21 protein-coding genes are annotated in these 22,501 nt (G+C 71.1%); 7 read left to right on the forward strand and 14 right to left on the reverse strand.

Annotated elements, in window-relative coordinates; translation table 11 throughout:
- Window positions 1-43 precede the first annotated feature (43 nt).
- The 7 genes from ACIPSJ_RS42200 (at window position 44) to ACIPSJ_RS42230 (ending at window position 8,435) form a co-directional block, all read left to right on the forward strand.
- Complete coding sequence (locus ACIPSJ_RS42200; RefSeq protein WP_401353987.1) at window positions 44-955, forward strand: arginase family protein; 912 nt, start codon at window positions 44-46, stop codon at window positions 953-955.
- Window positions 956-966: 11 nt separating this feature from the next.
- Window positions 967-1,548, forward strand: a complete 582-nt coding sequence (locus tag ACIPSJ_RS42205) for a VOC family protein (protein ID WP_365681305.1) — start codon at window positions 967-969, stop codon at window positions 1,546-1,548.
- 57 nt (window positions 1,549-1,605) lie between these two features.
- The gene (locus ACIPSJ_RS42210) at window positions 1,606-3,096 is read left to right on the forward strand and encodes an NAD-dependent succinate-semialdehyde dehydrogenase (RefSeq protein WP_401353990.1); all 1,491 of its coding nucleotides are present in this window, start codon (window positions 1,606-1,608) and stop codon (window positions 3,094-3,096) included.
- A 73-nt stretch (window positions 3,097-3,169) separates the two neighbouring features.
- Window positions 3,170-4,006: a mycofactocin-coupled SDR family oxidoreductase gene (locus ACIPSJ_RS42215; RefSeq protein ID WP_401353992.1), complete on the forward strand. Its 837-nt coding sequence runs from the start codon at window positions 3,170-3,172 to the stop codon at window positions 4,004-4,006.
- Window positions 4,007-4,034: 28 nt separating this feature from the next.
- A complete protein-coding gene (locus tag ACIPSJ_RS42220; protein WP_401353995.1) occupies window positions 4,035-4,367 on the forward strand; it encodes an EthD domain-containing protein in 333 nt (110 codons plus the stop codon).
- A gap of 40 nt (window positions 4,368-4,407) precedes the next feature.
- On the forward strand, window positions 4,408-5,886 hold the full coding sequence (locus ACIPSJ_RS42225) for a purine-cytosine permease family protein (RefSeq protein ID WP_401353997.1): 1,479 nt from the start codon (window positions 4,408-4,410) through the stop codon (window positions 5,884-5,886).
- A gap of 119 nt (window positions 5,887-6,005) precedes the next feature.
- Entirely contained in the window at window positions 6,006-8,435 is a 2,430-nt protein-coding gene (locus tag ACIPSJ_RS42230; protein WP_401353999.1) for a SpoIIE family protein phosphatase, read from the forward strand.
- An 18-nt stretch (window positions 8,436-8,453) separates the two neighbouring features.
- Here the strand turns inward: ACIPSJ_RS42230 and ACIPSJ_RS42235 are convergent, their stop codons facing one another.
- The 14 genes from ACIPSJ_RS42235 to mftC all read right to left on the reverse strand — a co-directional run.
- Window positions 8,454-9,155, reverse strand: coding sequence for a GntR family transcriptional regulator (locus ACIPSJ_RS42235; protein ID WP_401354002.1), 702 nt, complete (start codon window positions 9,153-9,155; stop codon window positions 8,454-8,456).
- Window positions 9,156-9,314: 159 nt separating this feature from the next.
- A complete protein-coding gene (locus ACIPSJ_RS42240) occupies window positions 9,315-10,157 on the reverse strand; it encodes a mycofactocin-coupled SDR family oxidoreductase (protein WP_401354004.1) in 843 nt (280 codons plus the stop codon).
- A 60-nt stretch (window positions 10,158-10,217) separates the two neighbouring features.
- Window positions 10,218-11,075, reverse strand: a complete 858-nt coding sequence (hpaD, locus tag ACIPSJ_RS42245; RefSeq protein ID WP_401354007.1) for a 3,4-dihydroxyphenylacetate 2,3-dioxygenase — start codon at window positions 11,073-11,075, stop codon at window positions 10,218-10,220.
- Window positions 11,076-11,087: 12 nt separating this feature from the next.
- Window positions 11,088-12,617, reverse strand: coding sequence for a 5-carboxymethyl-2-hydroxymuconate semialdehyde dehydrogenase (gene hpaE, locus ACIPSJ_RS42250; RefSeq protein ID WP_401354009.1), 1,530 nt, complete (start codon window positions 12,615-12,617; stop codon window positions 11,088-11,090).
- On the reverse strand, window positions 12,614-13,552 hold the full coding sequence (dapA, locus tag ACIPSJ_RS42255) for a 4-hydroxy-tetrahydrodipicolinate synthase (RefSeq protein WP_401354011.1): 939 nt from the start codon (window positions 13,550-13,552) through the stop codon (window positions 12,614-12,616). The genes hpaE and dapA overlap by 4 nt, the downstream gene beginning before the upstream one ends.
- A gap of 78 nt (window positions 13,553-13,630) precedes the next feature.
- Window positions 13,631-14,728, reverse strand: a complete 1,098-nt coding sequence (locus tag ACIPSJ_RS42260; RefSeq protein WP_401354013.1) for an NADH:flavin oxidoreductase/NADH oxidase — start codon at window positions 14,726-14,728, stop codon at window positions 13,631-13,633.
- A gap of 52 nt (window positions 14,729-14,780) precedes the next feature.
- A complete protein-coding gene (locus tag ACIPSJ_RS42265) occupies window positions 14,781-15,188 on the reverse strand; it encodes a nuclear transport factor 2 family protein (RefSeq protein ID WP_401354016.1) in 408 nt (135 codons plus the stop codon).
- A gap of 21 nt (window positions 15,189-15,209) precedes the next feature.
- Window positions 15,210-15,719, reverse strand: coding sequence for a nuclear transport factor 2 family protein (locus tag ACIPSJ_RS42270; protein WP_401354018.1), 510 nt, complete (start codon window positions 15,717-15,719; stop codon window positions 15,210-15,212).
- 37 nt (window positions 15,720-15,756) lie between these two features.
- Entirely contained in the window at window positions 15,757-16,392 is a 636-nt protein-coding gene (locus tag ACIPSJ_RS42275) for a GntR family transcriptional regulator (protein WP_365681279.1), read from the reverse strand.
- A 55-nt stretch (window positions 16,393-16,447) separates the two neighbouring features.
- Window positions 16,448-17,902 carry a fumarylacetoacetate hydrolase family protein gene (locus tag ACIPSJ_RS42280; RefSeq protein ID WP_401354021.1) on the reverse strand — a complete coding sequence of 485 codons (1,455 nt, stop codon included), beginning with the start codon at window positions 17,900-17,902 and terminating at the stop codon, window positions 16,448-16,450.
- A 10-nt stretch (window positions 17,903-17,912) separates the two neighbouring features.
- Window positions 17,913-19,352: a mycofactocin biosynthesis glycosyltransferase MftF gene (gene mftF / locus ACIPSJ_RS42285; protein WP_401354024.1), complete on the reverse strand. Its 1,440-nt coding sequence runs from the start codon at window positions 19,350-19,352 to the stop codon at window positions 17,913-17,915.
- Window positions 19,352-20,134, reverse strand: a complete 783-nt coding sequence (gene mftE / locus ACIPSJ_RS42290; protein WP_401354026.1) for a mycofactocin biosynthesis peptidyl-dipeptidase MftE — start codon at window positions 20,132-20,134, stop codon at window positions 19,352-19,354. The genes mftF and mftE overlap by 1 nt, the downstream gene beginning before the upstream one ends.
- Window positions 20,135-20,136: 2 nt before the next feature.
- A complete protein-coding gene (mftD, locus tag ACIPSJ_RS42295) occupies window positions 20,137-21,318 on the reverse strand; it encodes a pre-mycofactocin synthase MftD (RefSeq protein WP_401354029.1) in 1,182 nt (393 codons plus the stop codon).
- A gap of 43 nt (window positions 21,319-21,361) precedes the next feature.
- Window positions 21,362-22,501 (reverse strand): mycofactocin radical SAM maturase (gene mftC, locus ACIPSJ_RS42300; protein WP_401354032.1); only part of this gene is annotated, 1,140 nt, incomplete at its 5' end.

Here is a 22,501-nt window from a genome sequence, read left to right on the forward strand (position 1 = left end):
CACCCCGCCGCTTCACACCCCCGTTTCCGCAGGAGAGACAGCAATGAGTGCATCGACCGACCAGGGAAAGACACTCCGGCTCGTCTGGCCGCAGTGGCAGGGTGCCGCCCCGGACGTGGTCGCCCTGCTCACCCCCGAGCTGCCGCTGCCGTCCGCCCAGCTGGGGTACCACCTCGGGAGCAGGATGCTCCAGTGGCTGGCCCCTGCCGCGGACGGCCCCGAAGTGGTCGTACCCGTACCGACCGAGCGCGAGGGACTGGCCGCCACCGACGGGGTGTTCGCCCGTGAGGCCGTCCTGGAGCAGCTCACCACGGCGCTCGACCTCATAGGGGCGGAGGCCCCGGACCGCATCGTGACGCTGGGCGGCGAGTGCTCGGTGAGCGTGGCGCCCTTCGCCTACCTGGCGGCCAAGTACGGCGAGGACCTGGCCGTCGTATGGCTGGACGCCCACCCGGACACGGGCATGCCCGAGAGCCGGTACGACGGCTACCACGCGATGGCGGTCTCCCACATCCTCGGCCACGGCGACAAGGAGTTCGTCGAAGCCCTCCCGGCCATCGTGGACCCGTCGCGGCTGGCCCTGGCGGGACTCCATGTGTGGGAGGACGACCAGGAACCCTTCACGACCGGGTGGGGCCTGACCACGTTCGCCCCCGCGGACCTGGAGCACGACTCGCGACCGTTGCTGGAGTGGCTGCGGGCGACCGGCTGCTCCAAGGTGGCCCTGCACTTCGACGTCGACAGTGTCGACAGCAACGACATCGTGCTGGGGCTCGGCATGGAACCGGACGGACTGAGCCGGGACACCGTCCTCCGCACCATCAACGACGTCGCCGGCGTGGCGGACGTCGTCGGTATCACCGTCGCGGAGTACCTGCCCCGCCAAGTCATCGCGATGCGGGAGCTGTTGAGCAGGCTGCCGCTGCTGGGCCGCCGAGCGGACCCCGCCGAGTGAGGAAAGAGAACATGCCGACCGGGATTCCCACGGCCCGCGGAGTGGACCACGTGGGCATCACCGTGCCCGACCTCGACCAGGCGGTCGACTACTTCGTGTCCGTCCTCGGCGCGCGCGAGGTCTACCGGGGACCGGTGATCGAGGATCCGACGGGCACCTATCTCGCCGACCATCTCGACGTCCACCCACGGGCCCGACTCCAGGTGGCCATGACACGGTGGGGGCGTCAGCAGAACGTCGAGCTGCTCGAATACCGGGCTCCGGACGGGCGGAGCGAGATGCCGGGCAACGCCGACGTCGGTGCCGTCCATCTCTCCGTCGACGTCGAGGACATCCGGGCGGCCTGGGAGTACCTCGCGGACGACCCCCGCAACCGCATGATCGGTGACGGTCCGCAGACCATCCGCGACGGCGTGAACGACGACATGACGTGGTTCTACTTCCGCACCCCCTGGGGGATGGTCATCGAGTGCTCGTCGCGGACGGCACAGTCCCCGGCCGACTGGCCCTGTGCCCTCCACCGTCCCACCGGCCCCTGGCACGACGAGCCCGCCGAGGACACGGCCGCTCCGTCCCCGCCGTCCTCCGGCTGACCGCAGGGCACACCCCCTCAACCACCGCGGGCCCGCCCCGCCGACCGAAGGACCCAAGTGACCCAGACGATATCCACGCCCATCGACGTCGACCTGGCCGACCTGCTCGACGACCTGGCCCCCGACCGGGGCATCTGGATCGACGGCCGGGGCCGCGCCGCCGCCGACGGAGCGGCCTTCCACGTCGAGGACCCCGCCACCCTCGACACGATCGCGCCGGTCGCCGACGGCGGTGCGGCGGAGGCCGCGGCGGCGGTCGACGCCGCGGCCGGCGCCTTCCCCGGCTGGGCGGCGACCCCCGCGCGCGGGCGCTCGGAGGTGCTGCGCCGCGCGTTCGAGCTGATGATCGCGGACCGGGAGCGCCTGGCAGCCCTGATCTCCTGGGAGAACGGCAAGGCACTCGACGACGCCCGCGCCGAGGTCACGTACGCGGCGGAATTCTTCCGCTGGTTCGCCGAGGAGGCCGTGCGCACCGAGGGCGAGTACGGTGCCGCACCCAACGGAGGCGCGCGGACCGTCGTCACCCACCGCCCGGTCGGTGTCGCCGCTCTGGTGACACCCTGGAACTTCCCCGCGGCGATGGCCACGCGCAAGATCGGCCCCGCCCTGGCGGCCGGCTGCACGGTGGTCCTCAAGCCCGCCCGGGAGACCCCGCTCACCGCGCTGGCGATCGCCCGGATCCTGCAGGCGGCCGGGCTCCCCAGGGGCGTGGTCAACATCGTGCCGACCACCAGGTCGGCCGAGACCGTGACCACCTGGCTCGACGACCCCCGGATCCGGAAGATCTCCTTCACCGGATCGACATCGGTCGGCCGTACGTTGCTGAAGCAGGCCGCGAACCGCATCGTGAACTCCTCGATGGAGCTCGGCGGCAACGCGCCCTTCGTCGTCACCGAGGACGCCGACCTCGGCAAGGCCGTGGCCGGCGCGATGATCGCCAAGTTCCGCAACGCCGGGCAGGCCTGCACCGCGGCCAACCGGTTCTACGTGCACGCCGACGTGGCGGACGAGTTCGTCGCGCTCTTCGGAGCCTCGATCGAGGCGCTCCGCGTCGGACCGGCCTTCGCCGAGGGCACCCAGCTCGGCCCCCTGGTGAACCGCAAGGCCGTCGCCGACGTGACGCGACTGGTGGACGAGGCGGTCGCCGCGGGCGCCCGCACGACCCACCGGGGCACCGCGCCGGCCGTCGGGCACTTCTACCCGCCCACCCTGCTCACCCACGTGGCCCCGGACGCGGCGATCCTGGCCGAGGAGGTCTTCGGTCCCGTCGCTCCCGTCGTGGTCTGGAGCGACGAGGCGGAACTGCTGCGCTGGGTCAACGGCACCCCGTACGGACTGGCCGCGTACGTCTACGCCGGGGACCTCCAGCGTGCGCTGCGCCTGGGCGAGGCGATCGAGGCCGGCATGGTCGGCGTCAACCGCGGCATCGTCTCCGACCCCTCGGCGCCGTTCGGCGGAGTCAAGGAGAGCGGCCTGGGCCGCGAGGGCGGCCGGGCGGGGATCCGCGAGTTCCAGGAGACCCAGTACCTCAGCGTCGACTGGCCGTAGCCGCCGATCCGGACACCCACCCGTACACCGCACCCGCACACCGGCCCCGCACACCACTGAAAGGGATCACGCCATGACATCGCTGACCGGCAAGGTCGCCGTCATCACCGGGGGAGGCCGCGGCCAGGGGCGCTCGCACGCCGTGGCCCTCGCACGGCAGGGGGCCTCGGTGGCCGTCTGCGACATCGACGGGCAGTACCCGACCATCCCGTACGACATGACGCGGGACCGTGACCTGGCGGAGACGGCGGAGCTGGTCAAGGAGGCCGGCGGAGAGTGCCTGACCTTCACCGCCGACGTCCGGGACCCCCGCCAGGTGGACGACTTCGTCGCCGCCACCGTCGAGCGCTTCGGGCGGGTGGACATCCTCAGCGCCAACGCGGGCGTATGGGCCTTCTCCACCGTCGCCGAGACCAGCGACGAGCTGTGGCGGGACACCCTGGACACCAACCTCTCCGGTGTCTTCCACGCCATGCGGGCGGTCGCGCCGCACATGATCGCCCAGCAGAGCGGCCGTATCGTCGCGACCTCCTCCATGTGCGGCCGCAGGGGCACTCCGAACATCGGCGCCTACACCGCGAGCAAGTGGGGGGTGATCGGTCTGGTGAAGGCCGCCTCCGTGGAACTCGGTCAGTACGGCGTCACCGTCAACGCGATCTGTCCGTCGTACGTCGACACACCGATGATCAACTTCGACGGCTACAACCGGATGTTCCGCCCCGACCTCGACGAGCCGACCCGGGAGACCTCGGAACAGGTCGTCCGCACCCAGCACACGCTGCCCGTCGGGTCATTTCCCGCGCGGTACGTCACCGACGCGCTGCTCTACCTCGTCTCCGACGGCGCGGCCATGATCTCCGGCACCGCGCTGGACGTCACCGCCGGCATGAGCGCGCAGTGGAGCGCCTGACCGCCCGAGCCTGGACAGGAGTCCGAACATGCACACGATCATCTTCGCCACCCGGCGGAAGCCGGGACTGACCCGCGAACAGTTCGCCGAGCACTACCGCTCGGTCCACGCCCCGCTGGCGCGCAGGCTGCCCGGCCTCGTCGAGTACCGGCAGACCCTGCTGCGCGACGACTACCAGTGGGAGGGACAGAAGTGCGGTTACGACGCCGTTTCCGTCTACGTCTTCGAGAGCGACGAGGCCGCCGAAGCGGCGTGGGCCTCACCCGAGGGCGTGGCCCTGAACGAGGACACCCTCCTCTTCATCGACTGGGACACCGTCATCTCCTACCCCGGCACCACCACGGACGTCCACCGCCCCTGAGACAGGCTCACCCACCCAGCCCCACCCCCGGAGACCGCTCATGCACGACCGGAACACCGCATCGGACTCGGGCAGAGCCCGCGTCGAAGCACACTCGACCGACTACATCCCCGAGACCGAGCGTCACGGGACCGTCTGGCAGCAGGCGCCCTTCTGGTTCATGATCAACGGAAACGTCACCACCGCGCTCACCGGTGTGGTGGGGGCAAGCCTGGGCCTGAGCCTCGTCTGGTGTCTCGTGGCCATCGTGACGGGCGGTCTCTTCGGCACCTTCTTCACCGCCTTCCACGCCGCGCAGGGCCCGCAGCTGGGTCTCCCGCAGATGATCCAGTCCCGGGTCCAGTTCGGCAGCCGGGGACTGGTCGTCCCGCTCGCCGTGGTGGTCTTCGTCCAGTGCGGCTTCGGCGTCTTCTTCATCATCCTCGGGGCGAACTCGCTGTCGGGCATCACGGCCCCGCACAACGGGTTCTACGAGCCGCTCCTCTGCGTCGTCGCCGCCGTCATCGCCATCGTCGGACACGACCTGGTGCACCGCGTCCAGCGCTGGCTGTCGATCCTGGTCCTCGTCAGCCTCGCGCTGGTGACGGTGGCCGTGCTCGCCGAGGTCGACCTGTCGGGCCTGATGTCCGCCGGAGGTTTCCAGTGGACGGCCTTCCTGGCCCAGTTCGGGGCCTCGGCCGCCTACCAGATCGCGCTCGCCCCGATGGTCTCCGACTACACCCGGTACCTGCCGAGGAAGACCGGGACCCGGCGCGTGGTGGGCATGGTGTTCCTGGGCTCGCTGGCCTCGGCGACCTGGCTCGAACTGCTGGGCGCCGTGGTGACGACGGCACGGCCGGGCGCCGACACGGTGTCGGCCATCCAGCACTACGGGGACTCGTTCCTCAGCGGGCTGGGGTGGATCACCCTGGCCGTCACGGTGCTGTCGATGATCGGCGTCCTGCCGACGACGTTCTACAGCGCCGCGATCAACGCGCTGAGCGCCTTCGACGCCTTCCGCACGGTCCGCCCGTCGGCCCGGTCACGGGTCGTGGTGATCGTCGTACTGGTAGCCCTGACCTACGTCGCCACCGCCGCCATTCCCGACCACTACCTGGGCAGTTTCTCCAGCTTCCTGGCGCTGCTGTCGTACCTGCTGATCCCGTGGACCGCGGTGAACCTCGTCGACTTCTACCTGATCCGGCACAGCTCGTACGCCATCGCCGAGATCCTCGCCCCGGGCGGCGGCGTGTACGGCCGCTGGGGCGGCCGGGGGCTGATCTCCTACACCGCCGGCCTCGCGGCCATGGTCCCGTTCTTCTCGACCAGCCTGTACACCGGCCCCCTCGCGCACGCCCTCGACGGCGCGGACATCTCGCCGCTCGTCGGGCTGCCCGTCGCCACGCTGTGCTACTGGCTGCTGATGCGCGGCGCCGATCTCACGGCGGAGCGCACGGCGATAGCCGTCGACAAGGACCGGCTGCTGACCCTCCGGGCCGGCGCGGCCCCCGCCGGCAGCTCACTGGCGCAACCCTCCTGAGCGGGATCCGGAGCGGCCGTCGCGGGCACTCCCGACGGCCGCTCCGGCGTGCCCGCGTCCCGCGGGACAGGCCCGTTCCGCGGTTGATAACAAGCGAGCCGGGCAGCACGCTGTGTCCTATGGACGCGCTTGGCTCCGGCCCGCGTGACGAGGACGGACGGCCCGAGGAGGGGCGGTCCGCCGCGCGCGTCGTCGTCGACGCGCGGGGACACATCGTCGAGTGGGACGCGGCAGCCGAGCGGCTGTCCGGCTACGGTCCGGCGGAGGCTCTGGGACGGGCCGCGACGGAACTGCTGGCCGCCGGGACCCTCCGTGCACCGGGAGCGGAGGGCTGGCAGGGCACATTCCTCGTCCGTCATCGGGACGGCCGTTCTATTCGCCTCTCCGGCACCGTCCGAAGCGTGGTGGGCGGCGGTCGCGAGTGGCTGCTGACGGATGCCGAGACCGAGTTGCCCGCCCGCGGCCCGGAGGTCCGTGCGCTGTCCGACTGGGCGCTGTCCATGGCACCGGTGGCTCTGACGATCTACGACCGCGACCTGCGCTGCGTGCGCCAGAACGCCGCCATGCGCCGTCTGACGGGAGTGTCCGACGAAGACCGCGTCGGCCGCTCCCTCGACGCGGTGCTCAGCGGCCCGGACGTGGCCGACTGCGAGACCCGCATGCGCCGCGTGCTGGAGACGGGGTGCCCGGAGGACGACTTCCAGGTGCGCGGCCGGGTCCCCGCCGATCCCGGGCACGACCGCGTCTTCTCGGCCTCCGTGTCACCGGTGCGCAGACGCGACGGCTACGTCGTGGGCGTCTGCACCACGGTCGTCGACATCACGGAACACCATCGGCACCGCGAGCAGCTGGCCCTGCTCAACCAGGCCAGTACGTACATCGGCAGCACCCTCGACGTGACCCGCACCGCGCAGGAACTGATCGAACTGGCGGTGCCCCGGCTGGCCGACTTCGCGACCGTGGATCTGCTGGACACCCTTCTGAGGGGCGACGAACCGGTACCGGGGCCGGTCACGGGCGACGCCGTGCTGCGGCGCGTGGCCGTGCAGTCGGTGCTCGCCGGGGCTCCCGAATCGGTGACGAAGGTCGGCGACGTGGACGTCTACCCCGAGACCTCGCCGCCCGGCCGGTGCCTGGCCACGGGCAGGTCCGTGCTCAACCGGGACGCGGACGCGGCGGTCGCCCGCTGGATGCGGGTGGACCCCTCCCGCCGGACCAAGGTGCGTACCTACGGGTTCCACTCCTGGCTGCACGTGCCGGTGACGGCGCGCGGCAGGACCTTGGGAGTGGTGTTCTTCGGGCGCTGGCAGCGCGACGAGCCCTTCGACGAAGCCGACGTCACCCTGGCCGAGGAGCTGGTGGCGCGGGCCGCCGTCTGTCTGGACAACGCCCGACGCTTCACCCGGGAGCGGTCGGAGGCGCTCGCCCTGCAGCGCAGTCTGCTGCCGCTGGAACTGCCCGAGCTGTCGGCCCTGGAGGCCGCCTCCCGGTACCTCCCCGCGCAGCCGAGGCTGGGGGTCGGCGGCGACTGGTTCGATGTGATCCCGCTGTCCGGGGCCCGGGTCGCCCTCGTGGTCGGCGACGTGGTGGGACACGGCGTCCAGGCGGCCGCCGCCATGGGCCGGCTGCGTACGGCCGTGCGCTCGCTCGCCGATGTCGACCTCGCCCCGGACGAGCTGCTCACCCACCTCGACGACCTGGTCATCCGGCTGGCGGCGGAGTCCGAGGCGCACGAGGGGACGGGCGGACCGACCGGCGAGACCGGCGCCACCTGTCTCTACGCCGTCTACGACCCGGTCAGCGGTCGCTGCTCCCTCGCGACCGCCGGTCACCCCGCTCCCCTCGTGGTCGACCGGCAGGGCAGGACCGAGTTCCTGGAGCTGCCGGCCGGACCACCGCTGGGACTGGGCGGCTTGCCCTTCGAGGCCGCCAACGTGGAGGTCCCGCAGGACGCTCTGCTCGCCTTCTACACGGACGGGCTGGTGCAGTCCCGTGAACGGACCATGGACAGCGGCCTGGAGGCGCTCGCCCGTGCCCTGGCCACCCCGGCCGGCTCACTGGAGTCCCTCTGCGACCGTGCCGTCGGTGACGTGGTGTCGGCCCGCCCCGACGACGACGCCGCGCTGTTGCTGGTCCGGCCGCGGCGGCTGCCCGCCGACAAGGTCGTCTCCTGGGAGCTGCCCGCCGATCCCGCCGTGGTGGCGACGGTGCGCGCGGACGTCGTGCGGCAGCTGGCGGCATGGGGGCTGGAGGAGAGCAGTTTCGTCATCGAGCTCGTCGTCAGCGAGCTGGTCACGAACGCCATCCGCTACGGAGCCCCGCCCATCCGGCTAAGGCTGATCCACGACCGCACGCTGATCTGCGAGGTCGCCGACGGCAGCAGCACCGCACCGCACCTGCGCAGGGCGCGGGTCTTCGACGAGGGCGGCCGTGGTCTGATGCTGGTCGCCCAGCTCACGGACCGCTGGGGCAGCCGCCAGCAGACCCGCGGCAAGGTCATCTGGTGTGAGCAGGCGCTGCCCCCGGCGGACGCGGCATCGAGCGCGTGACCGCCCGCCGCCTGCGCGTCAGACGCCGGTGCCGGATCCGGCGCCCGTGTCGTGGGCGGCCTGGGATTCGAGGAACGCCCGCAGCGTGCCGAGCTTGTGCTCCCGGGTCGCCACCTCGATCTCGAGTGCCGGGGCGCCCGCCTCCAGCAGATCCAGGATGTGATCGTGCTCCGCGACCGACTCACGGGCCCTGAGCGGCACGAAGACGAAGGTGGAACTGCGGATCATGCTCATCCGCTCCGTGTCCCGTTCCACCAGTTCCCGCAGATGGGGGTTGGGGCACCGGGCGCACAGCAACGCGTGGAAGCGCTGGTTGGTCCTGGTGAAGCCCAGCGGGTCGAAGTCCTCCAGGTGGCGCCGGAGTTCGTCGTTGAGCTGGCGTCCCTGCGCGATGTCGTCAGGCGTCAGCAGGGGAGCGGCCAGCGAGGTGGCGGCGCCCTCCAGGTAGGCGAGGGTCTGCATCACGTGGGTGTACTGGGCGGAGTCGATGCCCACCACTTCGGCGCCCACGTTGCGTTCGAAGCGCACATAGCCCTGGGCTTCGAGCCGCCGGATGGCCTCCCGCACGGGGACCGCGCTGATCCCGAACTCCTTGGCGAGCTGGCCGAGGACCAGGCGGTGACCGGAGACGTAGACACCGTTGACGATCCGCTCCCGGAGCACCCGATACGCGGACTCGGACTTCGAATAGGGCTCCGTGCTGCTGGTCTTCGCCGCCATGCTCCCGCCCTCGCCGACCGACGCCGGCTTCGACTCTCGCGTTCCCGTCCCGGGTCCTGTTGTTGCAAATGATATACGGCGGCGCCTCGTGGTTCGGCGTGAAACGAGAACCGCCGGCCCGGTCGGGGACCGGGCCGGCGGACAGGGCGGAGCGGCGTGTCAGCGCCCCGGCCACTTGGCGGTGGCGCCCAGGTCGAGGGGGATCGCCGCGCCGGTGAGGGCCCGGCCCTCCTCGGAGCACAGCCACAGCACCGCGGACGTCACGTCGTCGGACTCCACCCAGGGCGTGTCGAGGATGTGGTACGACGAGAAGGCCTCGCGGGCGTCCTCCTCACCGGGCTCCGGCAGGTCCGGCCGGAAGATCTTGAAGGTGTTCTCGTTGAGGATCATCGGGGTGGCCACGTTGGTGGGGTTCACGCTGTTGACCCGGATGCCGTAGGGGCCGAGTTCGTTGGCCAGGGACCGCATGATGCCGTTCACACCGTGCTTGGTGGCGGCGTAGTGGGCCAGCCCGGGCATCCCCATCAGCCCGGCGATCGACCCCGTGAAGACGATCGCACCGCCCTGCCCCCGTTCGATCATCGACGGGATCGCCGCGCGCAGTGTGCGCCACACACCCGTGAGGTTGATCCCGATCATCTCGTCCCAGACCTCGTCCGGGAGTTCCCAGAACCTGCCGAGAGTCGTGATGCCGGCGTTGGGCAGCACGATGTCGATGTGCCCGAACTGGTCCAGGGCCTCGGCCACGACCTGGTCGACGGCCTGCTGGTCGCGCACGTCGCCCTGGCGCGCGATGATCTTCCCGCCCTCGGCCTCCACCAGCCGTACGGTCTCGTCGAGATCCTCCTTCCCGGGCGAGGGGTAGCGGACCGTACTGATGGTGTCGGCCCGGTCGAGGCCGACGATGGCGGCGCCCTCGCGGGCGAACCGGACCGCGTGGTTGCGGCCCTGCCCGCGCGCGATGCCCGTGATGAAGACGACTTTTCCGTCAAATCGGCCCATGCTGGCCACAGTCCTCTCATGGGAGGGGCCCGTCCCGGACCCCGGCTGACGTGCGGGGTGTCAGGCGGCCGGTTCGAGCCCGAAGTCCACGACGACCTGGCCGGTGCCGGTGCTCGGGAAGTAGTCGCAGAGCTGCTCCCCGCGACCGTGGTAGGCCGAGCCGCCCAGCAGGCCGAAGAGCATGCCGGTGTCCGCCATCGCGCCCTCGCCGCTGCACCGCCGGTTGTAGTCGGGCAGCATGCTGAGGAATTCCTCGGTGCGTCCCTCGCGCCACATGTCGAGAACCGCGTGGTCCATCCTGGCGTTGAAATCGGCGCTGATGCGGTCGAGGTACTGGCTGGTGAGCGCGTTGGTGGGGAACTGGTGCGACAGCGAGCCGCTGGCCAGGAAGGCCACCCGGCGACCGCTGCGCCGGGCGGCCCGGGCGATGGCCTCGCCCACCCGCAGGTTCTCCTCGATGGTCGAGTACATGTTGCAGCCGATGGGCAGTACCCGGATCCTCGGCTCGTCGCTGTTCATGATGTGCATCGGCACCAAGGTGCCGTACTCAAGACCCAGCTCGGGGATGTCGTGGACCAGCGCCTTCTGCCCGCCGGCCGTGATCTCCTCCCCGATCAGCTCCGCCAGTTCCGGGTCACCGGGATACGAGTAGTGCAGTCCCCGGATGAAGTGCGGCAGCTCGTGCGAGGCGTACACCCCGGAATGCACGGCCTTCGCGTTGAGATGGAAGCCGGAGCTGTTGAGCCAGTGGGTGTCGGCGACGACGTAGGTGTCCACCCGCCGCTCCCGGGCCCGGCGGCCCACCTCGGCCAGCGCCTGCTCGGCCGGCCGCCGGATGCCGTGGTGCTTCCCCTCCTGGAGCGAGAGCCAGATGGAGGGCACGTGTGTGATCTTCGAGGCGAGGACGATCTCACCCATGTTCCGCTCCGTTCACTCGGCGGGGCCGGCCCCGAAACGGGGGACGGGAAGGGTGCGCAGCGCGACGTGCACGATGTGCGACTCGGTGTAGAAGTCGATGCTGTGCCGGCCGCCCTCGCGGCCGATGCCGCTCGCCTTCACACCGCCGAAGGGAGTGCGCAGGTCCCGGACGTTCTGGGAGTTGATCCACAGCATTCCGGACTCGATCTCCCGGGACAAGGTGTTGGCCCGGTCCAGGTTGTTCGTCCAGATGTAGGCGGCCAGGCCGTAGGCGGTGTCGTTGGCCAGCTCGACGGCCTCCTCGTCCGTGTCGAACGGGGTGATGCACAGCACCGGGCCGAAGATCTCCTCCTGGAAGATCCGGTGGGCCGGCTTCACGTCGGCGAAGACCGTGGCGTTCAGGAAGTTGCCCTCGGGCAGCCCCTCCGGGCGGGTGCCGCCGGCCACCAGCCGGGCGCCCTCGGCCGAGCCGATCTCGACGTACTCGCGCACTCGCGCGTAGTGCTCGGGGTGGATGAGCGCCCCCAGCTCGGTCCTCGGGTCGCCGGGCAGGCCGATACGGACGTTGCGGGCGCGCTCGGCGACCTGGGCGACGACCTCGTCGTAGACCGGACGCTCGACCAGCAGCCGGGAGCCCGCGGTGCAGCGTTCGCCGTTGAGACTGAAGATCTGGAAGACGGCGGCGTCCACCGCGGCGTCCAGGTCGGCGTCGGCGAAGACCACGCAGGGCGACTTGCCGCCCAGCTCCATGGAGAGGGTCTTGAGGTGCTTGGCCGAGTTCTCGGCGATGATCCGGCCCGTCGTGGTCTCGCCGGTGAACGAGATCAGCGGGACCTGCGGGTGGTCGACGAGCGCCGCCCCGGCCTCCTCGCCGATGCCGTGGACGATGTTGAAGACGCCGGCCGGGACCCCCGCCTTCTCCATGATCTCCGGCAGCAGGCTCGCCGACAGCGGCGACCACTCGGCCGGCTTGAGCACCAGCGTGCAGCCCGAGGCCAGCGCGGGCGCCAGCTTCCAGCTCTCCAGCATGAACGGGGTGTTCCAGGGCGTGATGAGGCCCGCGACGCCGATCGGCTTGCGGATCACGTGGTTGTACTGCTCCTCGCCGACCTGGAAGGCCTCCTCGGTGCCGGAGACGATCACGTCGGCGAAGAAGCGGAAGTTCTCCGCCGCGCGGTGCGCCTGGCCCCGGGCCTGGGTGATCGGGAGGCCGGTGTCGTAGGCCTCCAGCTCGGCGAGCCGCTCGTCGGCCGCCTCGATGCCCTCGGCGATCCGGTAGAGGATCCGGGAACGCTCCCGAGGCTTGAGCTTCGGCCACGGACCCTCGGTGAAGGCGCGCCGGGCCGCCTCGACGGCACGGTCGATGTCGGCGGCCTGACCGGCCGCGCACACCGTGTACGGCTCGTTCGTCACCGGGTCGAGCACCGGGAAGGTCTCGCCGCCCAGGCTCGGTACCCGCTCGCCGCCGATGTAGTGCGTGAGCAGCTCGGGCAGCTCCGCGGGGCGCGAGGTGAGCTCGGGTGTCGTGGTGGTACTGGTCATCGGGCTGCGACCTCCAGGGGAGCCGGAACCAGGTCACGTGCCTGGTCCAGCAGGGACAGGATCTTCTGCCGACCGGGCTCGGTTGGCGGGACGAGGGGCGCCCGGACCGCGCCGGACGGCAGGATGCCCAGCTCTTCGAGCACCCACTTCGCGGGTGCCGGGTTGGTCTCCACGAACAGCAGCTCCACCAGCGGATGCAGCCGATAGTGCAGCTCGGTCGCCGCTTCGTGGCGGCCGGCCGTGTAGTGGTCGTACATCTGGGCCACGGCGCCGGGGGCGAGGTTGGACAGGGCGCTGATGAAGCCCGTCCCGCCCAGGGCGAGCAGCGGCAGGCACAGCAGCTCGATGCCGGACCACATCAGGAAGTCACGGCCGCAGCGGTGGTAGACGTGGGAGAAGTGCTCGAAGTCCTTGGTGGTCTCCTTGATGCCCACGATGTTGTCGTGGTCCCTGCGGAGCCGGTACACGGTCTCGGGATCGATCTCCACCGCGGTGCGGACCGGCACGTTGTAGACCACGATCGGCAGGTCCGGGTACTCCTTGGCGATCCGGGAGTACCACTGGTAGAGCGCCTCCTGCGTGGGGCGCGCGTAGTACGGCGTGACGACCAGGGCGGCGTCGGCGCCCAGGTCGCGTGCCACGCCCGTCAGGACGAGGGTCTCGTCGAGCTTCAGGGAACCGGTGCCCGGCAGGAAGGGCACCCGGTCCGCGGTCTCCTCGGCGACCACGCGCATCGCGGCGACGCGCTCCTCGACGGTCTGGACGCCGGGCTCACCGGTGGACCCGCCGATGGACAGACCGTGGGATCCGCCCGCGAGCTGCCAGCGGCAGAAGGAGCGCAGACCGTCGAGGTCGACGTCCAGTTCGGGGGTGAAGGGCGTCACCAGAGCGGTGAACGCGCCGCGCAGACGCGCGGGATCGGAGCGGAACTTCATCAGGCGACCTCCCGGTCATGTATGAAATCATATACGATTTATGGGCTGGAGGTCCAGCTCTCCTCCGGCGCGAGTGGGTCAGACCGCCCAGCCGTACTGCAGGGGCCACGCCGGCTCGACGCCGAGTTCCACCGCCGCGCGCCGTACCCAGTCGGCGTCGCGCAGGAGTTCCCGCCCGAGCAGCACGGCGTCCGCCGTTCCGGAGGCCACGATCCGCTCGGCCTGGGCCGGTTCGGTGATCTCGCCGACCGTCGCGACCGGCATCCCGGTGGCGCGCTTGACCTGTTCGGCGAAGGGCACCTGGTAACCCGGCCCGGTGCGGATCACCGCGTCGGGCACGAGGCCGCCCGTGGAGACGTCCACCAGGTCGACACCCCGGGCGGCGAGTTCCTTGGTCAGGGCGATCGTGTCCTCGACCGTCCACCCGGTCCGCTCGTCCTCGGGATTCTCCGTCAGCCAGTCGGTGGCCGAGGTCCGGAAGAAGACGGGGAGTCCGTCGGGCCACACGCCCCGCACCGCCTCGACGATCTCCAGCGCCAGCCGGGCGCGGCCGGCGAAGCCGCCGCCGTAGCCGTCGGTACGGCGGTTGGTGTGCGGGGACAGGAACGAGTGGATCAGATATCCGTGGGCGCCGTGCACCTCGACCACCTTGAAGCCGGCGGCCAGGGCGCGCCGCGCCGCCGCCGCGAAGTCCGCGACGATGCCGCGGATCTGCTCGGCGGTCAGCTCCGCCGGCACGGGGTAGCCGGGGGCCACGGCCTCGGCCGTCGGCCCCACGACCGGCCAGCCCCCCTCGTGCGGCGGCACCGGCCGGGCTCCGAGCCACTGCGCGTCCGTCGACGCCTTCCGCCCGGCGTGTCCCAGCTGCACACCGGGGACCGTGCCCTGGTCGGCGAGGAAGTGGTTGACGCGGGAGAACATCTCCACCTGGCGGTCGTTCCACAGTCCGAGGTCCGTGGTGCTGATGCGGGCATCGGGGCTGACCGCGGTGGACTCGACCATGATGAGGCCGACACCGCCGAGCGACCGGGCGGCGAGGTGGGCGAAGTGCCAGTCGGTGGGGACTCCGGCGTCGGGGCCGTCGCTCGCCGCCGAGTACTGGCACATCGGCGACATCCAGGCCCGGTTGGGGATGCTGAGGGACCTCAGCGTCAGGGGTTCGAACAGGGAGGACACAGTGCGGGCTTCCTTGGGTGCGGGGTGGGAGAGAGGTGGGCGGCGACGCGGTTCAGAACCCGTTGTCCAGCTGGAGCGTCTTCTCGGCGATCCGCCATCCGTCGGGAGTCGCCACGACCTTGTCGAGGTACCAGCCCGCGGTCACGACCCGGGTGGTTCCCTCCGCGCTCGCGAGCACGGTCACGTAGGAGCGCACGGTCGCCTCCTCGGGGGAGTGCTCCAGGAACATGAAGTTGCTGATCACATGGCGGCGCTGATCGGACTGGGACTCCTTGAACTGCCGGATCTGGCCGACGATCTCGTCCCGGCCGACCCGCGGACCGACCGTCCGCTCCTGTCCGATGTGCATGGTGTAGCGGGCGTCCTTGGTGAGGACGGACCCCAGCTCGTCGAAGAGACGCTCGTCGTGCAGCCAGCCGTAGCGGCTCAGCAGGTCCTGGATCTCGTGCCTGTCGTTCATCGGTGGGCTTCTCCCCGGGTGTCAGAAGGGACGGTCCAGGCCGTCGTAGATGTACTGGATGAGCCAGCGGCCGTCCCGCTTCACGAGGTCGAACCGGTAGATGCCGGTCGTCACCAAGGAGGTCTCCGCGGCGGACGCGCACAGCGCGAACGGCGCCATGACCTCGCAGCTGTCGTCGGTCAGCTTCTGGACGATCGGGTTGGTCATGAGATGGCGTCGCTGGTCGGTCTGGGTCTCCCAGATCCCGCACAGCCATGACACGACCTTCTCCCGGCCCTCCTCGCGGAAGTCGCTGTGTCCGGAGACGCTGCCGGCGAAGACGGCGTCCTCGGTGAAGACGTCCTCCAGCACGTCACGCCGACGCTCGTCGTAGGCCAGGCCGTACCGGTACAGGGTCTCGACCACCATGATCCGGTCGACGGCCCGCTCCAGAGTGGTGGGCACCGCCTGCACCCTGCCGAGCTCCAGCTCGCCGGTGCCGTGGGCCCAGGCCGGCGCACAGTCGCCGAAGGTGTTTCCGTTGTCGGACACAAGAAGTCTCCTTTGCCTTCTTCGTCTTTCTTCCGCGTCAGTTGCCGCGCTTCTCGAATTCCCGCAGGGTCCTGAGTTTGTGCTCCCTGGCCGCCATCTCGACGGTGAGCGCGGGAGCACCCTCCTCGATCAGCCGTATGAGGTTCTCGTGTTCTTCCACCGAGGTCAGCGCCCGTCCTGGCAGGAGGCTGAAGGTCGACCGGCGGATGACACCGAGGCGTTCCCATTCCCGGTGCACCAGGGTGCTGAGATGGGCGTTCGGGCAGCGGTTGCACAGCAGTTCGTGGAACTCCTGGTTGAGCCGGGTGAAGCTGACCGGGTCGAAGTCCTCCATGGTGCGCCGCAGCCGGTCGTTGAGGTCCCGGGCGGCAGCGATGTCGTCCTGGCTCAGCACAGGAGCCGCAAGGGAGGTGGCCACCCCTTCGAGGAAGGCCAGCGTCTGCATCACCTGGACGTACTCGGCCGGGTCGATCGTGGCGATCCGCACACCGGTGTTGCGCTGGTGGATGACATGGCCCTCCGCCTCAAGACGGCGGATGGCCTCCCGCACCGGTACCGGGCTGACGCCGTAGTCCCGTGCGACCTGATCGAGTACCAGCCGGTGCCCCGGAAGGTACTGGCCCTCGCGGATCTGGGTCTTCAGGCCCTCGTACACCCGATCGGTCTTCGACATGGGCCTGCCGTCCTGCGGTCCGCCCTGTGCCTTCACGTTGGTGTCCATTCCCCGGTCAGCTCTGCGCCACCGCCGGGCGCGGTTCGCCGGCCACACACCATGCCTCGTAGCGCCCTGCCCACTCGGCGTTCATCGGGTAGAGACCGTCGACGCCCTCGCCGTCGGCCACCCGCTGGGCGATGAAGCGTTCCTGGCGCTCCTGCTCGACGGCGTCCCGTACGACCTCGTCGACCAGCGTGGGAGGAATGACGAGAACCCCGTCGCCGTCACCGACCACGACGTCGCCCGGACGCACCAGGGCCCCGCCGCAGGCGATCGCGACGTCGCCTTCCCAGGGGACGTGCCGGCGGCCCAGCACCGCGGGGTGTCCCCCCGCGTGATAGGTCGGGATGTCCAGCTCCGCCACCGCGGCCAGGTCCCGCACGCCGCCGTCGGTGACGATGCCCTCGGCTCCCCGGAGCTGGGCACGGAGCGCGAGGATGTCGCCGATGGTCCCCGACGTGGCGTCCCGCCGGGCCTCGATCACCAGGACCTCGCCCGGCTGGATGCGTTCGACCGTCGCCTTCTGGGCGTTCAGGCCACCGCCGAACTCCTTGAACAGGTCCTCGCGCGGGGGCAGATAGCGCAGGGTCCGGGCGGTGCCCACCATCCGCCGGGAGGGGCGGGTCGAGGAGAGACCGTCGACGGAGACCTGGTTGAGGCCGCGCTTGCGCAACTGGGAGCTGAGCGTGGCCGTGGACACGCTCAGCAGCAGCTCCCGCTGCTCCGGCGAGAGCGTGTCGGCCGGTGCCGCCGGCCCGCCGACCGCGTCCGCCCGTACCTTCTCGTCGCTGCGGGGCATCGCGCCGATCGGGCTGAGCGGTCGGTCGTCCTCGACCACCGTGTTGCCGAGCCGTCCGGTGGTGAGGTTGCCCGCCCTCACCTCGATCTCGACGGTGTCGCCCGGCAGTACGACCGTGGAACCGGAGGGCGTCCCGGTCAGGATGACGTCCCCCTCTTCGAGGGTCATCAGCCGGGAGAGGTCCGCGACCAGGTGGGGCAGGCTGAACAGCCAGTCGTCGGAGGCGGCCCGCTGCACCAGGCCGCCGTTGACCCAGGCGCGCAGTTCCAGCTCGGCGGGGTCGATGGCGCGGGCGTCCAGCAGGGCGGGGCCGAGCGGGGTGTATCCGTCGATGCCCTTGGAGCGGACATTCGACCCGCGGTCCGCGTAGCGCAGGTCGTAGACCCCGGCGTCGTTGGCGGCCGTGACCCAGCGGACGTGGTCCCAGGCGTCCTCGACGGCGATGCGGCGTCCCGGCTTCCCGATGACGAGCGCGATCTCCGCTTCGAAGGCGAGCAGTTCGCAGCCGGCCGGCCGGAGCAGGGGATCGCCGTCACCGGCGAGCGTCGAGGGCGGCTTGAGGAAGTAGGAGGGGTACGCAGGAGTTCTGCCCCGTTCCTCGGCGCGGCTGCGGTAGTTGAGATGGACCGCGAGAACCTTCGAGGGGGCCACGTCGAGTGGGTGGGTCATGGCATCACTCCTATCGTTGATGAAATCGTATATGACTGGCGGAGTGATTACCAGGAGCCGAGCGCTGGACGAATCGGGGGCGGAGGGCCCTGACGGACCGGCCCCGCACCACGGACACCCAGACGCCCGCACCGTAGGCGAGGTCGTCGAGGCGTCGGGCGATGCCGTAACGCACCGGGTCGAGACCCGCCTTGTCCTTCCGGTACTCAAGGGCGATGTCGGTGAGCGCCGCCACGGCCGCGGCCCTGCGGACGCGGCTCGACACCGCGCACCCGAGCACCGTGATGGGCCACCAGTGCCGGGTCAGCAGAGCGGAGGTCTGGCTCAGGGCGCCGACGGCCCCGTTGGCCGTGAGCCGGAGCGCCGAGCGGTAGGGGTGGCCGGTCCCGTCGAGCTTGCGCGCGATGCGCACCGAGGCGCCTGCGCAGAGCAGTCCGGCGACGGGCAGCGACCACCGCCGCTGGGCGAGGAGCGTGCCGGTCAGCGCCGCGCTCCACGGCGCGAACAGGGCGGGGGCGATGAACTCGGGATGGCGCCGGGCGAGCGGGGCGGCTCCGGTCCCGTACGCGGCCTTCCGGAGGAACCAGTCGTCGATCCGGACACGGTGTTCATGGGCGGCCTCCGCGGCGGGCTCGTACCGTACCCGCCGGCCGTTCTCGATGAGCCGCCAGCACAGGTCGACGTCCTCGCCGATGCGCAGTGCGTCGTCGAAGCCGTCCTTCAGCACGTCAGCCCGGGCGGCGACACATGCCGTGCTGGCCCAGGAGACAGGCGTACCCGGGCGTACGGAAGCGGGGTGGCGGCCGAGGTCGAGCGAGGAACGGGCCTCTTCATAGCGTCCGATCCAGGTCGGGCGGCCGGCGCCGGCCAGCCCGGTGATCCGGGGTGTGACCATGGCGACCCGGGGGTCGGCGAAGTGCCTGAGCAGCGTGCGGACTGCTTCAGGAGCCACGACCACGTCGGAGTCGGCGAAGACGACGAAGGGGGTGGTGACGAGGCGGAGACCCGCGTTCCGGGCTCCCGCGGGACCGACGTTGGTCGTCAGCCGGACCAGCCGGGCCCCGTGCCGTGCCGCGACCTCCGCGACGGGCCCGGGGCGGCACGAGGCGTCGTCGACGACGATCACGGGCTGGTCCGTTCCGACGCCGGCCAGGAGGCGGTCCAGCTGATGTGCGCGGTCCCGGACGGGTACGACGACGGTGTACCGCGGGTCGGGGCACGGGGGCAGCGCGCCGACGACGGGGTTGGCCATGCCCGACTCCAGCAGACGGTCCGCCAGCAGAGCGCTCGCCGCGTCGGTCACCCGCAGGATCCTGCCCGCCAGCAGGGCACGGGCGCGTGGAGTCAGGCGCAGCAGACGGGTCGGGAAACCGCCGAGGAGGGCCCGGCCGTCGTCGAGGACCCGGGTGTGCCGGTCGAGGGCGACCGTGAATCCGTGCGGGAGTGACATCAGCGCCCCACCTCGCTCTCGGCTGTGCTCTCGGCCGCGTGACCGCTCGTGCCCGCGGACCTGGCTCCGGGCTCGACGAGATGTCCACGAGCGTCGGTGATCCCCGAACCGATACGGCGGACCGTGAGCGACACCATCGACGCGAGGAGCCGTCGGCCCTCCTCTGCCGAGGCGCCGGTCGGATCGCCCAGAACGCCGGAGGGCGAGACGGCTCGGACTCCATGAGCGACGAGCTCCGGCATGAGAGCGGTGACGGGCCTGACGTCACCGACGACGGCCGCGTCCGTCCGTACGTCCTTCGGCGCCAGATGCAGCATCAGCGAGGTCTCCGTGCGGCCGGCGTGCGCGTCCGCGCCCGGTACGCCGCAGCCGGTCCAGGCCACGTCGTGGCCCTCGGCGCGCATCCGCGGCACGGCCGTGGCCAGGGTGGGGGTGTTCCCGCCGTGGCCACTGACGAGGACGACGGACCCGGCCCACTGCGACAGGGACCGCACCAGCTCCACGATCACCGAGGTGAGCGCCTCGTGTCCGATGGAGACGGTTCCCGGAAAGTGGGCGTGTTCCCCACTGGCGCCGTACGGCAGCGCTGGGGCTACCAGGGGGGAGCCGGGCAGTTCGTTCACCGTCCCCACGGCGACGGACCGGGCGATGACACTGTCGGTGTCGAAGGGCAGATGGGGGCCGTGCTGTTCCGTCGAGCCGATGGGCACGAGGACCAGGGGCCTCGGCGGGACGTCGGGCCACACGGCACGCGCCAGATCCTGAGAGGCTGCCCGGGCCATGGTCACAGGGCGCCGAGCGTTCTGGTGAACCCGGCCGGGATCACCAGGTCGTCCGGCGACAGTTCGTGCAGGGACGAATGGCCGAGGCCGAGGACGGCGGAGTCGAGGCCGCCGCGCAGGATGTCCAGGACGTTCTCGACGCCGGCCTGTCCGTTGGCGGCGAGGCCCCACAGGTAGGCGCGGCCGATCAGGACGGCGCGGGCGCCGAGGGCGAGTGCCTTGGCCACGTCTCCGCCGCGGCGGACGCCGCCGTCGAGCAGGACCTCGACCTCGTGGCCGACGGCCTCCGCCACCGACGGGAGGATGCGGATGGTGGCGGGGGTGGTGTCGAGGTTGTTGCCGCCGTGGTTGGACACCGACAGGGCGGTGACCCCCGCGTCGACGGCCCGCTTCGCGTCGTCGACCCGGCTGACGCCCTTGAGGAGGAAGGGCCCGCCCCACTCCTCGCGCAGCCACTTGACGTCGTCCCAGGTGGGCGGTGGGGTCTGCATCCACTCGTAGTAGGCGCCGAAGAACGTGGGCGCCGGGCCCCCGTCGGCGGGCTTCAGGTTAGGGGCCGTCAGGTCCGGGATCCGGCCCGACTTCGCGAACCTCCACAGCCAGCTCGGCCGGGTGACGACGTTCGGGGCGAGCTTCGCCGTCGCCTTCAGGTCGATCTTCTCCGGGATGGCGGGGCTGCCCCAGTCGCGGCCGTGGGAGAAGGACCAGTCGAGGGTGACGATCAGCCCCTTCGCGCCGACGGCCCTGGCGCGGTCCATGCGCTGGACCATGGTGTCGCGGGTGCCGCTCCAGTAGAGCTGGAAGAACGTGTTCGGGTTCGCGTCCGAGACCTCTTCGACCGGCTTGCTGGCGAAGGAGCTCAGGCCCATGATGACGCCCCGGTTGGCGGCGGCACGGGCCACGGCCACCTCGCCCTCCGGGTGCACCGCCTGCACACCGGTGGGCGAGATCAGGACGGGCAGCGCCGTCTCCACACCCATCACGGTCGTCGACAGATCCCGCTCGGCGTGATGACCGACGACACGGGGAGCGAAGCCCAGTTCGGTGAACGCGCCGGTGTTGTCGTCGATGGTGCGACCGCGCTCGGAGCCGGCGACCAGCGCACCGTAGACCGTGCTCGGCAGGTGCTTCTCGGCCCGGCGCTGCGCTTCGGCGACCGTCTCGAACCAGGGGTTTCTGCGCATGTGCGATGCCTTGTCTAGTAAGAGGGGCGAGGGCCGTGAGGGCCTAGGAGAGGCGCAGGCCGGCCAGCGGGTCCTCGGCGCATGCGGACACCGGGGCACGGTCGCGGTCCTCACGACGGCGTACGAGGGTGACGTCGACGGGCCGGGGGCGGCGGGCGGCGGGGGAGGCGCGGTGGGAATGGTCCGCGGCGGGCTTGGGCAGTAGGGCCGTGTCACGCTGGGCGAGGAGCTGTTCGCCGTAGCCCTGTACGCATTCGGGGTCGGGGCCGTCCAGGGGCAGTCCGGTGAAGAACTTGGCGGCCATGCAGCCGCCCTTGCAGGTGTCGTAGAACGCGCAGGAGGCGCAGGCGCCGCCGTGCTGCGGGGTCCGCAGCCGGCGGAAGAGTTCCGAGTCGCGCCATACCCCGGCGAAGCCGCCGGGTGTGCGGACGTTGCCGGCGAGGAATTCGTCGTGGATGGCGAAGGGGCAGGCGTAGACGTCGCCGACCGGGTCGATCAGGCAGACGACGCGTCCGGCGCCGCACAGGTTGAGGCCGGGCAGTGCCTGGCCGTAGGCGGAGAGGTGGAAGAAGGAGTCGCCGGTGAGCACGTGCTCGCCGTGCGCGACCAGCCAGTCGTACAGCTCGCGTTGCTGCGCGGCCGTCGGATGCAGCTCGTCCCAGACGTCGGCGCCGCGTCCTGAGGGGCGCAGCCGGGTCAGGCGCAGCTGGGCGCCGTAGCGGTCGGCGAGCGTTTTGAAGGCGTCCAGCTGCGGGATGTTGTGCCGGGTGCAGACGACGGAGATCTTGAAGTTCTCCATGCCGGCGGCGGCGAGGTTCTCCAGGGCCCTGATCGCCGTGTCGTAGGAGCCGGGGCCGCGTACCGCGTCGTTGACGTCGGCGGTGGCGCCGTCGAGGGAGATCTGGACGTCCACGTAGTCGTTGGCGGCCAGGCGCCCGGCCGTCCGGGGGGTGATGCGGACGCCGTTGGTGGAGAACTTCACGCCGACGTGGTGGGCGGTGGCGTAGTCCAGGAGGTCCCAGAAGTCGGGGCGGACGGTGGGTTCGCCGCCGCCGATGTTGACGTAGAAGACCTGCATGGCCTCCAGCTCGTCGATGACGGCCTTGGCCTCGGCGGTGCTCAGCTCGCGCGGGTCGCGGCGCCCGGAGCTGGACAGGCAGTGGGCGCACGCCAGGTTGCAGGC

The organism is Streptomyces sp. NPDC090088 (assembly GCF_044747345.1).
Lineage (GTDB): Bacteria > Actinomycetota > Actinomycetes > Streptomycetales > Streptomycetaceae > Streptomyces.

What these genes read in the sequence shown, in the direction of transcription:
- ACIPSJ_RS42200 (WP_401353987.1), top strand. Translation starts at nt 44, where the DNA reads ATGAGTGCATCGACCGACCAGGGAAAGACACTCCGGCTCGTCTGGCCG.
- ACIPSJ_RS42205 (WP_365681305.1), top strand. Translation starts at nt 967, where the DNA reads ATGCCGACCGGGATTCCCACGGCCCGCGGAGTGGACCACGTGGGCATC.
- ACIPSJ_RS42215 (WP_401353992.1), top strand. Translation starts at nt 3,170, where the DNA reads ATGACATCGCTGACCGGCAAGGTCGCCGTCATCACCGGGGGAGGCCGC.
- ACIPSJ_RS42220 (WP_401353995.1), top strand. Translation starts at nt 4,035, where the DNA reads ATGCACACGATCATCTTCGCCACCCGGCGGAAGCCGGGACTGACCCGC.
- ACIPSJ_RS42225 (WP_401353997.1), top strand. Translation starts at nt 4,408, where the DNA reads ATGCACGACCGGAACACCGCATCGGACTCGGGCAGAGCCCGCGTCGAA.
- ACIPSJ_RS42230 (WP_401353999.1), top strand. Translation starts at nt 6,006, where the DNA reads ATGGACGCGCTTGGCTCCGGCCCGCGTGACGAGGACGGACGGCCCGAG.
- ACIPSJ_RS42235 (WP_401354002.1), bottom strand. Translation starts at nt 9,155, where the DNA reads ATGGCGGCGAAGACCAGCAGCACGGAGCCCTATTCGAAGTCCGAGTCC.
- ACIPSJ_RS42240 (WP_401354004.1), bottom strand. Translation starts at nt 10,157, where the DNA reads ATGGGCCGATTTGACGGAAAAGTCGTCTTCATCACGGGCATCGCGCGC.
- hpaD (WP_401354007.1), bottom strand. Translation starts at nt 11,075, where the DNA reads ATGGGTGAGATCGTCCTCGCCTCGAAGATCACACACGTGCCCTCCATC.
- hpaE (WP_401354009.1), bottom strand. Translation starts at nt 12,617, where the DNA reads ATGACCAGTACCACCACGACACCCGAGCTCACCTCGCGCCCCGCGGAG.
- dapA (WP_401354011.1), bottom strand. Translation starts at nt 13,552, where the DNA reads ATGAAGTTCCGCTCCGATCCCGCGCGTCTGCGCGGCGCGTTCACCGCT.
- ACIPSJ_RS42265 (WP_401354016.1), bottom strand. Translation starts at nt 15,188, where the DNA reads ATGAACGACAGGCACGAGATCCAGGACCTGCTGAGCCGCTACGGCTGG.
- ACIPSJ_RS42275 (WP_365681279.1), bottom strand. Translation starts at nt 16,392, where the DNA reads ATGTCGAAGACCGATCGGGTGTACGAGGGCCTGAAGACCCAGATCCGC.
- ACIPSJ_RS42280 (WP_401354021.1), bottom strand. Translation starts at nt 17,902, where the DNA reads ATGACCCACCCACTCGACGTGGCCCCCTCGAAGGTTCTCGCGGTCCAT.
- mftF (WP_401354024.1), bottom strand. Translation starts at nt 19,352, where the DNA reads ATGTCACTCCCGCACGGATTCACGGTCGCCCTCGACCGGCACACCCGG.
- mftE (WP_401354026.1), bottom strand. Translation starts at nt 20,134, where the DNA reads ATGGCCCGGGCAGCCTCTCAGGATCTGGCGCGTGCCGTGTGGCCCGAC.
- mftD (WP_401354029.1), bottom strand. Translation starts at nt 21,318, where the DNA reads ATGCGCAGAAACCCCTGGTTCGAGACGGTCGCCGAAGCGCAGCGCCGG.